At 63.7% G+C, this 13,218-nt stretch carries 10 protein-coding genes; 4 read left to right on the plus strand and 6 right to left on the minus strand.

Annotated elements, in window-relative coordinates:
• Nucleotides 1-37 precede the first annotated feature (37 nt).
• Nucleotides 38-1,708 (plus strand): bifunctional phosphoribosylaminoimidazolecarboxamide formyltransferase/IMP cyclohydrolase, encoded by a 1,671-nt coding sequence (gene purH / locus ACFVTG_RS08180; RefSeq protein WP_390279479.1) that lies wholly within the window; start codon nucleotides 38-40, stop codon nucleotides 1,706-1,708.
• A gap of 195 nt (nucleotides 1,709-1,903) precedes the next feature.
• Here purH and ACFVTG_RS08185 read toward each other — a convergent pair whose 3' ends face one another.
• Both ACFVTG_RS08185 and ACFVTG_RS08190 read right to left on the minus strand, forming a co-directional pair.
• Nucleotides 1,904-2,935: a trypsin-like serine peptidase gene (locus ACFVTG_RS08185; RefSeq protein ID WP_390279481.1), complete on the minus strand. Its 1,032-nt coding sequence runs from the start codon at nucleotides 2,933-2,935 to the stop codon at nucleotides 1,904-1,906.
• A 162-nt stretch (nucleotides 2,936-3,097) separates the two neighbouring features.
• Complete coding sequence (locus ACFVTG_RS08190; RefSeq protein ID WP_390279483.1) at nucleotides 3,098-4,081, minus strand: trypsin-like serine peptidase; 984 nt, start codon at nucleotides 4,079-4,081, stop codon at nucleotides 3,098-3,100.
• A gap of 210 nt (nucleotides 4,082-4,291) precedes the next feature.
• On the opposite strand from ACFVTG_RS08190, the gene ACFVTG_RS08195 reads away from it, so the two are divergent.
• Complete coding sequence (locus ACFVTG_RS08195; RefSeq protein ID WP_390279485.1) at nucleotides 4,292-6,511, plus strand: NADP-dependent isocitrate dehydrogenase; 2,220 nt, start codon at nucleotides 4,292-4,294, stop codon at nucleotides 6,509-6,511.
• 80 nt (nucleotides 6,512-6,591) lie between these two features.
• Here ACFVTG_RS08195 and ACFVTG_RS08200 read toward each other — a convergent pair whose 3' ends face one another.
• Together ACFVTG_RS08200 and ACFVTG_RS08205 are read right to left on the minus strand one after the other, a co-directional pair.
• The gene (locus tag ACFVTG_RS08200) at nucleotides 6,592-7,692 is read right to left on the minus strand and encodes an FAD-dependent oxidoreductase (RefSeq protein ID WP_390279487.1); all 1,101 of its coding nucleotides are present in this window, start codon (nucleotides 7,690-7,692) and stop codon (nucleotides 6,592-6,594) included.
• Nucleotides 7,693-7,778: 86 nt separating this feature from the next.
• Nucleotides 7,779-8,738, minus strand: a complete 960-nt coding sequence (locus ACFVTG_RS08205; RefSeq protein WP_390279489.1) for a GlxA family transcriptional regulator — start codon at nucleotides 8,736-8,738, stop codon at nucleotides 7,779-7,781.
• A 70-nt stretch (nucleotides 8,739-8,808) separates the two neighbouring features.
• Between ACFVTG_RS08205 and ACFVTG_RS08210 the strand changes: the two genes are divergently transcribed.
• Together ACFVTG_RS08210 and ACFVTG_RS08215 are read left to right on the plus strand one after the other, a co-directional pair.
• Entirely contained in the window at nucleotides 8,809-9,591 is a 783-nt protein-coding gene (locus ACFVTG_RS08210; RefSeq protein WP_390279491.1) for an MBL fold metallo-hydrolase, read from the plus strand.
• Between the two features lie 133 nt (nucleotides 9,592-9,724).
• Entirely contained in the window at nucleotides 9,725-10,171 is a 447-nt protein-coding gene (locus ACFVTG_RS08215; RefSeq protein WP_284751877.1) for a DoxX family protein, read from the plus strand.
• 5 nt (nucleotides 10,172-10,176) lie between these two features.
• Here the strand turns inward: ACFVTG_RS08215 and ACFVTG_RS08220 are convergent, their stop codons facing one another.
• Both ACFVTG_RS08220 and ACFVTG_RS08225 read right to left on the minus strand, forming a co-directional pair.
• Entirely contained in the window at nucleotides 10,177-10,674 is a 498-nt protein-coding gene (locus ACFVTG_RS08220) for a uracil-DNA glycosylase (protein ID WP_284751918.1), read from the minus strand.
• Between the two features lie 964 nt (nucleotides 10,675-11,638).
• The gene (locus ACFVTG_RS08225) at nucleotides 11,639-13,048 is read right to left on the minus strand and encodes a DUF3100 domain-containing protein (protein ID WP_284751878.1); all 1,410 of its coding nucleotides are present in this window, start codon (nucleotides 13,046-13,048) and stop codon (nucleotides 11,639-11,641) included.
• Nucleotides 13,049-13,218: the final 170 nt, after the last annotated feature.

Below are 13,218 nucleotides of genomic sequence, written 5' to 3' on the forward strand. Positions count from 1 at the left end.
CAACCGCGGAATCCCGCGATATAAGACGGAGACTTTTGTGAGCTTGACGCAGCTTGACCGTGTTCCCATCCGCCGTGCACTGATCTCGGTTTACGACAAGACGGGGCTGGAGGAGCTCGCAAAGGGCCTGCATGCAGCAGGAGTCGCGATCGTCTCCACCGGTTCCACCGCGAAGAAGATCGCCGCAGCCGGTATTCCGGTCAAGGAAGTCGAAGAAGTCACCGGTTCCCCGGAGATGCTCGATGGCCGGGTCAAGACCCTGCACCCGCGTGTGCACGGCGGCATCCTCGCCGACCGCCGCGTTCCTGCCCACATGGAAACGCTGGCCAAGATGGAGATCGAGCCCTTCGACCTCGTAGTGGTCAACCTCTACCCGTTCGTAGAGACTGTCCGCTCCGGCGCGGCCCAGGACGACGTCGTCGAGCAGATCGACATCGGAGGCCCCGCCATGGTGCGTTCGGCCGCCAAGAACCATGCCGCCGTCGCGATCGTTGTTGACCCGAACTTCTACGGCGCTGTGGTGGAAGCCGCCGCCGCGGGTGGCTTCGACCTGAAGACCCGCCGCCGCTTGGCCGCCAAGGCTTTCGCCCACACCGCAACCTACGACACCGCCGTTGCCACCTGGACCGCCAGCCAGTTCCTCGACGAAGACGGCGACGGCGTCATCGACTGGCCCGCTTACGCCGGCCTCGCCCTTGAGCGCTCCGAGGTCCTGCGCTACGGCGAAAACCCGCACCAGCAGGCCGCCCTTTACGTGGACAAGGCAGCCCCCGCCGGCATCGCCCAGGCTGACCAGCTGCACGGCAAGGCCATGAGCTACAACAACTTCGTCGACGCCGACGCCGCCCTCCGTGCCGCGTTCGACTTCTCCGAGCCCGCCGTCGCCATCATCAAGCACGCCAACCCCTGTGGCGTGGCCGTTGGTTCGGCCGATGCCGCCGACCCCATTGCCGACGCCCACGCCAAGGCCCACGCTTGCGATCCGGTGTCCGCTTTCGGCGGCGTCATCGCGGCCAACAGCATTGTCACAGCCGGTATGGCCAAGACCGTGGCAGGGATCTTCACAGAGGTTGTCATCGCCCCGGGCTTCGAGCCGGAAGCCGTTGAAATCCTGTCCAAGAAGAAGAACATCCGCCTCCTGGCACTGCCCGACGGTTATGGCCGCTACCCGACGGAGATCCGCCAGGTCTCGGGCGGCGTCCTCGTCCAGCAAGCCGACAAGGTGGACGCCGACGGCGACAACCCCGCCAACTGGACCCTCGCCGCCGGCGAAGCCGCCGACGACGCCACGCTGGCCGATCTCGCGTTCGCGTGGACCGCTTGCCGCGCCGCCAAGTCCAACGCGATCCTCCTCGCCAACAACGGGGCGGCAGTGGGCATCGGCATGGGCCAGGTCAACCGCCTGGACTCCTGCAAACTGGCCGTTGAGCGCGCCAACACCTTGGGCGTTCAGGTGGAGTCCGACGTCGATGGCGCCGGCGGTGCCTCAAACACCGATTCCAGCGGTGCGCCCGAGCGTGCCCGCGGTGCCGTGGCCGCTTCCGACGCGTTCTTCCCGTTCGCCGATGGCCTGCAGATCCTGATCGACGCCGGTGTACGCGCTGTCGTCCAGCCTGGCGGTTCAGTGCGCGACGAGGAAGTCATTGCCGCGGCTAACGCCGCCGGCATCACGATGTACTTCACGGGAGCACGGCACTTCTTCCACTAAGTCCGAGCTTCCACTGGCTCCGGGCGCTCCACCAAGTCCGGGCGCTCCACCAAAAAATGGACATGTCCTCCCTTCCCAGGGGACATGTCCATTTTTTGTGGTCAGGACTGGGCATATTGGCAATATGTCCGGCCCTGGGAGCTAGCAGGGGGCATGTCCCTTGCTTCCGCGCTGGGCTTTCACGTGCCGGGCAGGTTACGGGGCCGTGGACGCGGTCTGGTAGGTGCCCTGGATGACCGTGCCCCAGTACGGGCCGTACATCTTGGTGGAGTTGCTGCCGTAGCCGTAGCTGTTCACCGAGTTCTGGTATCCGCTGGCGCTGGTTCCAATGAACCACGGACCACCGGAGGAGCCACCCGTCATGTTGCAGGGGATCCCTTGGGTGTTGTACTGGGGGTTGTAGGGATCGTTGGCGGCCGTGCCGGAACAACTCTTGAGCGACTCGCCGTTAAACGGGGGTGCCGCAGGATAGCCGAACGACTTGTATGCCAGTCCGCGGGCCGCATTGAACTGGACTCCGGAGGCACCCACCACGTCTGAAAGCTTCTGGCCATTGAGGGTGTTCATGACGGCGAATCCGGTGTCGTACTGCATGGCTCCGCTCGAGGACCACTGGCTGGTGGTGTAGAGCGCCTTGGCCGTCCACTTGCCGTAGGGCGCGGCCCCGTTCAGGTAGGCAGGAACGAACGTGAAGTTGCTCGCGAATGCCCCAGGGCCTTCGTTGAGGCAGTGGCCGGCGGTGGACACCGTGCTCTGGTTGGCCGAGGTGACGGAGTTGCCGGAGCAGACATAGTTCACCCCGCCGAGGGTGAAGAACACCTTCCCGATGTGCGAAACGGGAGACTCGCCGGCATTGGCTTTACGGTCCAGGGCGGGGGACGGCGCCGGGGTGCTGCTGGCCTGCTGGCCTTCGATGGCCAGGGTGTGGCCAAGTTCGGGAAAAACCTGCTCGGGAGAAATTGGTACGTCCGAAAGGCCAACCGCAGCCCGTGCCCGGCTAAGTGCCTTGCTCGCCAGAACGTCGCCAGAGACGGCGTTCTTCATCCGCTCAGGAGTCCAATAGTCAGCGGTGTTGCCGTCCGACGCCGAATTGCTGCTGACGGTCGACGCATCGGTGCCGTTGCCCATCGACGGAGCCGCAGTGGCTCCGCCGCCGGAGCCTAGCGCAAGTAAGGCGGCCGCAGTCAGGCTGAACAGGCTTGTGGCCAGGGTTTTGGTTCTCGTCACAGTTGTCCTAGATATCGGGGGAAGGCGGCCGGTTTGTGGTGGCCGCCGATTGACGGAACCGAAACTACCCAAGCCGTGACAAGTATGTAAAGAGTTTTGTGAGATTTGACTTTCGTTTTGACAAGAAGCGAATTCTGCCCTATTTCCGAGTGGCCGAAAGACCTAGGAAGTGGACGCCATATCGTAGGCATCCCGGATGACGGAGCCCCAATAAGGCCCGTAGATCACAGCGGGGCCGCCGGGGTAGCCGTAGCTCGTAATGGAGTTTTGGTAGGAATCCCGGCCGGAGTCGACCATCCAGGGCCCGCCCGATGATCCACCGGTCATATCGCAGGGAATGCCCTGCGCCTTGAACTGTGGATTGATGGGATCCTTGGTGGCGTCACCCGAACAGCTCTTCAGCGATTGTCCGTCGAACGGCGGGGCGGCAGGGTAACCAAAGGCTTGGTAGCTGAGCCCCCGGTCCTGGTTGAACTCTACGCCGGACGCGCCAACGACGTCGGCCAAGTGCTTGCCTTTCACCGTTGCTGTGACAGCGAAGCCGGTGTCATAGCGGATGTCGCCCGCCGTGCGCCACTGGGGTGTGGTGTAGAGGGCTTTAGCAGGCCAGATGCCGTAGGGGGCCGTGCCGTTCAGATAGGCCGGAACGAATATGAAGTTCTGGACAAACGCTCCGGGACCCTCGTTGACGCAGTGGCCCGCGGTCGCCACAGTGCTGTCGTTATCCGACACGACGACGTTGCCGGAGCAGACGTAGGCGAAAGCACCCATGGTGAAGAAGACCTTGCCGACGTGGTCAATGGGGTCTTCGTCTTGATGCAGGCTCCCGCTGCCGCCCTTGGCGCCGGCGATCTTCACGGGCGGGCCGGTTTCGACCGTGCCGCCGGCGACGCCGCCTCGAGTGAGGGCTTTGCTTGCTAGGACATCGCCAGGGATTGCTGCTTGCATCCGTTCGGGAGTCCAGTACCCCGTTGGGTCGGTGTTTGTTGTCGCCATGCTGACGAGCTGCTGCGTCCCAGGCGCTGCGAAGCTCGAAACCGCACTGGAAGGCGTTGCGGCTGCCGCCCCTCCAGCGGCACAGAGGGTCAAAACGGCGGAGGTAAGGAGGCTCAGGAGACCAGTGATGGGGAGTGATTTCTTTGTCATGATTGTCCTGCCAATCGTTTGGCGGCCACGTGTCGTCGGCCACAGTTTGACCCAATGAACCTACTCCGATTTGCCGCCGAGGTACATAAGGTTCGATGGGGTATGACGTTGAACAGCTCGCTTGGGGCCGTCCCAGTACGCGCCAATCCGGCCCCCTCAGGTAAGTTAGAGATGTTGAAATCTGCAGACTTTCAGGGAGATGCCCCGCCAATGGCAAAGATTATCTATACCCACACTGACGAAGCGCCGATGCTGGCGACGTACTCGTTCCTGCCGATTGTGGAAGCTTTCGCCTCGACGGCCGGCGTGGAGGTCGAGACCCGCGACATTTCGCTGGCTGGCCGAATCATCGCAGTCTTCGGTGACTACCTGACTGAAGAGCAGCGGATCAGTGACGCACTGGCCGAACTGGGCGAACTGGCAAAGAAGCCCGAAGCGAACATCATCAAGCTCCCCAACATCAGTGCATCCGTTCCTCAGCTGAAGGCAGCCATTGCCGAACTGCAGGGGCAGGGCTACGCACTTCCGGACTACCCGGACAACCCCTCCTCTGACGAAGAGACGGACATCCGCTCGCGTTACGACAAGATCAAGGGCTCGGCCGTGAACCCGGTCCTGCGTGAAGGCAACTCGGACCGCCGCGCGCCCCTGTCGGTGAAGAACTACGCCCGCCAGAATCCGCACTCCATGGGTGCCTGGAGTGCTGACTCCAAGACCAATGTTGCGCACATGACCGCGAACGACTTCCGTTCCAACGAGAAGTCCGTTGTGATCCCCGCCGATGACACCATCAAGATCCAGATTGTCCGCGGAGACGGCACCGTCAAGGTCCTCAAGCCGGCCTTCCCCGTTCTCGCCGGTGAAGTAGTGGACGGCACCGTGCTGCGCGCCGCCGCCCTGGACGAGTTCCTGGCTGCCCAGGTGGTCCGCGCGAAGGAAGAAGGCGTGCTGTTCTCTGCGCACCTGAAGGCCACCATGATGAAGGTCTCCGACCCCATCATCTTCGGCCACGTCGTCAAGGCGTACTTCTCCGAGCTTTTCGACACCTACGGCAAGCAGATCGCTGCTGCCGGCCTGAGCGCCAACAACGGCCTCGCGTCCATCCTCAACGGCCTCGATGAACTCCCGGAGGACGTCCGCGAAGGCATCAAGGCGGCCATCAAGAAGGGCCTGGAAGACGGCCCGGCGCTGGCCATGGTCGATTCCGACAAGGGCATCACCAACCTGCACGTACCGAGCGACATCATTGTTGACGCTTCGATGCCGGCAATGATCCGCAGCTCCGGCCACATGTGGGGACCGGACGGCAAGGAATCCGATACCCTCGCGGTCATCCCGGACAGCTGCTACGCGGATGTCTACCAAGTGGTCATCGATGACTGCCGTGCCCACGGCGCCTTCGATCCCACCACCATGGGTACGGTTCCGAACGTCGGCCTGATGGCACAAGCGGCTGAAGAATACGGCAGCCACAACAAGACCTTCGAGGTTGAGTACGCGGGAACCATGCAGGTTGTGGATTCCTCCGGCACCGTGCTGATCGAACACCAGGTCTCCCCGGACGACATCTGGCGCGCCTGCCAGACCAAGGACGTGCCGATCCGCGACTGGGTCAAGCTGGCCGTGACCCGTGCGCGCGCTTCCAAGATGCCGGCTGTCTTCTGGCTCGACGAAACCCGCGCCCACGACGCCCAGCTGATCGCCAAGGTCAAGGAATACCTGAAGGACCACGACACCGAGGGCCTGCAGATCGAAATCATGTCCCCGGAGAAGGCCACCGCGTTCACCCTGGAACGGATCCGCAAGGGCGAAGACACCATCTCGGTGACCGGCAACGTGTTGCGTGACTACCTCACCGACCTGTTCCCGATCCTCGAACTTGGCACCAGCGCCAAGATGCTCTCCGTGGTCCCGCTGATCAATGGCGGTGGACTCTTCGAGACCGGTGCCGGCGGCTCGGCTCCGAAGCACGTCCAGCAGCTCCTGCAGGAAAACCACCTCCGCTGGGACAGCCTGGGCGAATTCCTCGCCCTCGCCGTCAGCTTCGAGCACCTCGCCACCACCACCGGCAACGCACGGGCACAGGTCCTCGCTGACACGCTCGACCGCGCCACCGGCACGTTCCTGCTGGACAACAAGTCCCCGAAGCGCCGGGTGGGCGAACTCGACAACCGAGGCAGCCACTACTACCTCGCGAAGTACTGGGCACAGGAACTGGCCCAGCAGACCGACGACGCCGAGCTCGCCGCGGCGTTCTCCGCCGTCGCCGGGGCCTTGACGTCCAATGAGGAAACCATCATTGCCGAGCTGCTCGGAGTCCAGGGTTCGCCTGCCGACATCGGCGGCTACTACCGCCCCGACGCCGCGAAGGCAGAGGCCGTGATGCGTCCGTCCGCAAAGCTCAACGAGGTTGTCGCGACGCTGAACTAAGCGCCCCGCTCCACCCAACTAACTCGCAGTTGTTGTCGTTTTGAGCGCTCAGAACGACAACAACTGCGAGCTAGTTGCATTTAAGCGCGGCGGAAGCGGTGCGGCGCGTCGATTCCGTCGACAAGATCGGCGAGTACGCGGCCGATGGTCGGCGTGAACTTGAATCCGTGCCCGGAGAACCCGGCCCCGACAACGAGCGGTCCAAAACGGTCGAGCACGAAGTCTTCGTTGGCCGTGCTCGTGTAGGTGCAGCTGATGGGCACCGCCGATCCGGCGTCGACCCCAGGCAGCCATTCACGGGCGTAGCGGCGGAGGGCCTCCAGTTGGACCGGCTCGGCTTCGAACGTGCGGGCATCGGGATCGGTGACCGGTCCTACGCCATGCCACCCCGCTTTGACCCCCTCGCCCGGCGTGAGCATGCCATAGACAGGGCTGTACCAATAGTCGTCACGGGGATCGCCGGGGTCCGGCGCGTGGTTGAAGCTCGGCCAGGGCTGAGAATCATCGACGGGCGTGAAATGGGCAGGTTGCTCCTGGGTGACCACCAAACGGGGGAGTGGCACCTGCGCCCCGACAAGCTTGCTGGTCCAGGCGCCCGCCGTGATGACTACCCGGCGCGCGGCGATCTCCAGCGAATCAGTCACGACGACGGCGCGATCGTCACCGAGGATGCGGATGTCGCGAACCGGGGTGGAATAAGTGAAGCGAGCGCCGTGCGCCTCGGCCGATGAGCGGAGCGCCCTGAGAGCCTCGGCCGCCCGGACCCTGCCCGATTCCGGAACGAAGAGCACATCGCTTCGAAACACCATGCCTGGCCAGCGCTCTGACGCTTCCTTTGCGGAGATGAAATGGCTTGAGATGCCCCGCTCCGCGTGCGCGGTGCGGACTTCCCGGAGCCGGGCAATATTTCCGTGGTTTGCCAAACCCACAAGGTCCAACAATTGCGTTTCGGTCTCCTCCGCGAGCCCGTCCCACAAGTTCCTCGCTTCGCTGACCAGGGCGAGATAGTCGTCCTCCGCGTATGCCGTGTTGAAGTTGCGCGTCGCTCCGTGGGAGGCGCCCACATGGTGCCCTTCCTTAAACTGCTCAAGGAGGACCACCGATCGCCCTCTGAGTGCGAGCTGCCACGCTGCAGCCGATCCCATAGCGCCTCCGCCGACTACGACGACGTCAACATCCATCCCGGATTCACCTATCCTGTTCCGCGGGCCTCCCAGCGAGGCCTACTGCGGTTTCCATTCTGCCGTCCGCCGGGTGATCCCCGAGGTCAGGAGGCGAACTCTTCTCGGTAGCGGCTTGGTGTGTTACCGAAAGCAGAACGGAAATGTTGCCGGAAGGCGGCCGAAGAGCCGAACCCGCAGGAGCCGGCAATTTCTTCGATTCCAGCATTGCTTGATTCCAACATGGTTCGTGCTTGGTCCAGCCGCTGCTGGGTGAGCCAATCAAGGACGGTTGTTCCCGTCCGGCTGCGAAAGTGCCTTGTGAAGGTCCTGCGGCTCATCGAAGCAGCTGCCGCCAGCTTGTCGAGGCCGATTGGCTGGCCGAGGTTTTCGCGGGCTAGCGTCATGGCGCGTTCGATTCCGTCGTGGCCCGCGCCGCGGGGGAGCCTTGCCGGAATGAATTGCGCCTGAGTGGCGCTGCGGTGAGGTGCCATGACCAGCCCGCGCGCCACGCGATCGGCTGCGTCCGAGCCGTAGTCTTTTCGAAGCAGATGGATGCAGCAGTCGAGTCCGGCCGCAACGCCCGCAGAGGACACGACGTCGTCGTGGTCGGCCCACAGCGCATTCTCCACTACCCGCAGGGCGGGATAACGCTGCTGCAATTTCCCGGAGTATCCCCAATGGGTCACTGCTTCGCGGCCATCCAGTAGCCCCGTAGCAGCCAGCAGGAATGCGCCGAGGCACAGTGAGACAACCCGGCTACCACTCCCATGAGCCATCCGGATTGCATCCACGAGTTCACTCGAAACCTCGACCACCGGATCCCAGCTCGGGAGGACCACAGTGTCTGCCCACGCCATGGTTTCCAACCCGGGTTCAACCACCATGTCGGGGCCGTGGCCCAGCCGGACGCGGCCCGGATGGGGCGTGAAAACCCGCACCGTGTAGCGCGGGGTAGCCCCGGACGGGTCGGGATCTTCGAAAACCATCTGGGGTACTGCAAGGTGGAACGGGCTCATGCCTGGCATCGCAAGCACTGCAACCTTGTGGGATCGGTGAACCATCATGGCCCGATCCTAGCGATAATTGTCTTCCGGGCCACTTTTTCAGCACAAGCTGGACGGGCAGAGTTGCCTCATGAACATTGCACAAGACTTCAAGCGGCCCGTATTGACGCATGTTGGCGGACCGACCATCCTGATCCGCTATGCAGGACTGAACTTCCTCACGGATCCCACTTTCGATGCTCCAGGCCAGTATCCGGTAGGCGCGGGCCGGACCCTGGACAAACTGACCGGTCCGGCTGTGGCGGCAGAAGACCTGGGCCGAATCGACGTCGTCCTCCTTTCGCATGATCAGCATGCCGACAATCTGGACAACAGCGGGAGGGTGGTACTGAAGGACGCCGAAATGGTCCTGAGTACGGGTGAAGCTGCGAGCCGGATGCCCCTGGTCCGCGGACTCCGGCCCTGGGAGCCGGTGACGGTAGCGGGGGACGCGCCCGTGGTGATCACCGCCGTGCCGGCGCTGCACGGACCTAGTGGCGCCGAACTTGTCACGGGTGAAGTCACCGGGTTCGTGCTCGAGGCGGATGGCTGGCCGACGATGTACGTCTCCGGGGACAACGCATCGCTGGAACTGGTTGCCGAAATCTCCCTGCGGTTTCCGGCCACCGCCGTTGCCGTGGCTTTCGCAGGGGCCGCACGAACCCCGCTTTTCGGGGGCGCACCGTTGACGCTCACTTCGCAAGGCGTTGTGGAACTGGCCCGACTTTTCCCGCTTGCCACTGTGGTCCCGGTGCACACAGAAGGTTGGCGGCACTTCACGGAAGGGCCCGACGTCGTGAAGCAGCTCATGGGGGACGCCGGCCTGGCCGCGCGGCTCGCCGTTCTTCCGCTCGGCGAGCCGAAACAGGCCTGACTGTCCGTGCCCTGGATAGCCGGCTCGTGGAGGACTAAGACGGCGGCAAGCGCGACCGCCGTCGCGATCCATCGGAGGGCTGCTTCGGAGCGGCCGTTTTGAGCTGCGCCGTCGGCATGGAAGATTGGACCGGGTGAAATTCCTCCTTCCTTCGCAGACATCGTCCTCGCGCGGCACAGCGTTTCTGAGGATAGTGTTCGGTGGCCTTTTGCTGCTGCATGGAGTCCAGAAACTGCTCGCAGGGCAGCCTGCGTTTGAGGCAACCATCGCCGCGATGGGTGTTCAAAAAGCCGAGCTGATGTCCTGGCTGGTCATCTGGGGCGAAACCGGGCTGGGCGCACTTTTGGTGCTCGGCGCCCTGACCAGGGTGGCCGGCTTCCTGGCAGCCCTCATGTACGCGGGGATCTGGTTCGTCACCGAATCAGGCAAGCCGCTGCTGAGCGATAGTCCCGGAATCAACGCTGAGCTGCTCATCCTGTACATCGCGTTGGCGTTGGCGTTTGCCTTCATCGGTTCAGGGGCGTTTTCGCTGGACAGGAAACTGTTTTCCGGGAAGCCTGCCCGCAAGTCACGGCGCTAGGCGCCCTACCGCCGACCGGCCTGGAGACCCGCGCGGGCCATTGCGTCCGCGTAGGAGCGTCCCATTTCTATCAACCATTCGGTCTGGCGTTCCTTGGAACCGGCGAACGCGCGCCCGTGCAGCGAACGTGCCTTGTAGACCTTCAGGCCGCGGCGCCAGATCAGCTGGTTGTCAGTCTTGAGGAGCATCTGCGCCAGGCGGTTGGCTTCCGTTCCGTGGGCAACGATCGCCGAAGCGCGCGGAACGAGTTTGAGGAAGGCGATGAGCGGCTTGAGGCCGGCGCTGACCTGCTCAGGAGTCAGCTTTCCGTTCGCCTCGCCGGGAGTGAACCACGGGTGGGTGTTCCACGGCATCATCCATTCCGGGCGCAGGCCGAGCTGGAACTGCAGGCCCAGCAGCCGGGTGGCGGCGGCGTCGTCGCCAGCCCAGACAACGCCCCGCGGGGAGGCCTCGCTGGTGTTGGAGAACAGGGTGACAATCCGGCAATCCTCCACCGAGTGCATCGGGTCCACATAGGGGACCTCGAAGCCCGGGCGGAGCTTGCGGAGGAACTCTACGTGCTGGTTGACCGGGGCGATGTGCGGTGCGAAGAAGGGGCTGTCCGGAACCGCGGGAGCCTCGGCTTCTTCGACGGCGGCAGGTTCGACGGCGGTCGGTTCGACGGCGGCGGGTTCGACGACGGCCGGTTCGACGGCGGTCCGTTCGACGGTCGGTTCGACGGCTGGAGCGGGAGCTACGGACGGCTCTCCCGCAATGGGAACCTCGACAAGGCCACCTTCGGCGGGGTCGGCACGCGGTGCCTCAATCGCGGGAGCCGCCACAGGTACCACTCTGCGGGTAATGACAGGGCTGGCCTCGGGCATCGATTTTGAGGAAGCCTTCTTCGGCGTCGCCGTCTTTACCGCAGCGGCCTTCGGAGCGACTTTCCTGGCCGGAGCCTTCTTTTCGGCCTTGGCCGGGGCGTCGAAGTCATCATCGTCGTCGAACAAACCATCGAAGAGTTTGTCGAGCTCGTCGTAACCGCTGCCGTAGTCGTCGTCGAGCTCGGGGCCGCGCCCGAAACCTTCTTCGTACCGCGAGTCCAGTTCGCTGCGGTAATCCTCGTCGTGGACCTCGAAATAGTCTGGTTCGGCCAATGCGGTCATGAGAGCAGGGATCTCCTGGGGTCGGGCAGGGGCCGGTGCCGGCGCGTGGGGACGCGTCCGTTTCCGGGCCATTTGATGGGGAGGCTCTCCGGGGGACCGGTTGAGCCTTTAGATCTTAGCAAGCCACAGATGGTCTGGTGTCCTTCGGTCGTTCATCTGACTCGGTATGTCGCGCCGCCTCGGGGCATGAAGGAATCGCGGTGCGTCGAATATCACCTGAATGCGCCGACGAGGGGGCGCGCAGAGACGCGAGAGGGCGGTGGAATGGACGACTAGTCCATTCCACCGCCCTTGTCCGGCGTCAGTTGTCCGGCGTCAGCGCTCAGACATGGATGACGAATTGCGCAAGCGCTGCGGCCGCTACGAAACTCGCGGAGAACGTGATTGTCGCCACAATCACCGTGCGCCAGTTCAGGCTCTTCAGCGCGTTGACGTCGCGTCCCACGTTCATGCCGAGCAGGGCGATCGATCCAAGGCCCACGTAGAGGGGGTCAAGGTTGTGGGTGAAGGAGACGATCATGCCACTGAAAGGAAGGATCGGAGCCGTTGCCAAGGTGGCGAGGGCAAGGACCCATACGCTCGACGGCACAGCCGGCACACACTTGGCGAGCACGAACGCCAGGGCGGTAAGGAGGCCCAGGATCACCACGCCGACCACATCGTTGACACTGAAGGACTTGGTACCCAAGGCGTTGAGGACCACGCCCGCCGCGATGCTTGCAACGAAGGCGATGATCCACGTGGAAGGCTTCATGCGCACCTCCGGGTCCTGGAGCACGGCTGAAACGTCCACCTTGTTTCGGGCCTGTGGCCGGCGCAGCTTCGCCGCGACGGCGTTCCCGTTGCGATCAAGGCGCTTGCCCTCGTCATCGCGGCGGAAGAGTCGCGACCAGAACTTGTAGAGCCGCAGGGACATCGGCAACGAAAGGAAGGCCCCTGCGTAGAAGCCGACAAGGTTCGTCACCAGGTTCGACAGGGCCGCCAACGCCATGATCTCGGGTGCCTGCCCCGGATGGAGGATGGACAGGGCTGCCACGCCGCCGAGCATCATGGATCCCGAGCCGAGACCCAGGCCCAGCGCGAGTGCAAGCGGGTCGAAGATCCCCATCCCGCCGAGGAGTCCGGCCAGCAGGGAGATGAACACTGCTCCGAAGACGCTGCCCAACAGCCACACGGAGAACACGCCACGGTAGACCGGGGACTTCACCCCGAAACGCTGTAATGCGTAGGCCAAGTAGGATTCACGGTCGATTGCCCACGTGGCACCGATAGCCGTGCGGCCCATGCCCAGTGCGACGCCGACCGGCAGCGCGATGATGACCGTTCCGAAAATGTGGCCTACTTCCTGGAGCAGGATGGCTGGGCCGAGGGAGGTCAGTTTGGCGAAGGAGGGCCCCACCTGGGTGCCCAAGGCCCCCAGGAACATCACGATGCTGACGTTTAGCAGCACCGAGGCCACGGCGCGGCTTTGGCCGGACATGGGGCGTACCTTCTGCACGCCGATGACGGCGCCGATCAGCACGGCCCACAAGACCGGCATAAGTACGATTGCGGCGTTGCCCAGGGGAATCTTGTGCGTTCCGGCCAGGATGGCGACGGCGCAGACGGCTGTCGACAACAGGATCATCGATGCCCATTGCCGCGCGGTCGGGGTGAAGAGGCGGGCCGGGCCGTCGTCGACGTTGACTACGGGCGTATCCACCTCCGGAGTGGTTGTGGATTGGTTCTTCATTGTTGTGCACCCTTCGTGTGCTGCTAAGCGAAGGACGGATGTGTCCCACACCATTTGGTATACCAAAAATGGTAAGGTGGATCACATCGCAATGCAAGACATGTCACAAAAGCTGCAAAAAGTCCCGAAACTGAGAGCTTCCATGCGCTCAGTCGACTTCGAGCTTGATC

Origin of the sequence: Arthrobacter sp. NPDC058127 (assembly GCF_042884555.1) — a bacterium.
Classification (GTDB): domain Bacteria; phylum Actinomycetota; class Actinomycetes; order Actinomycetales; family Micrococcaceae; genus Arthrobacter.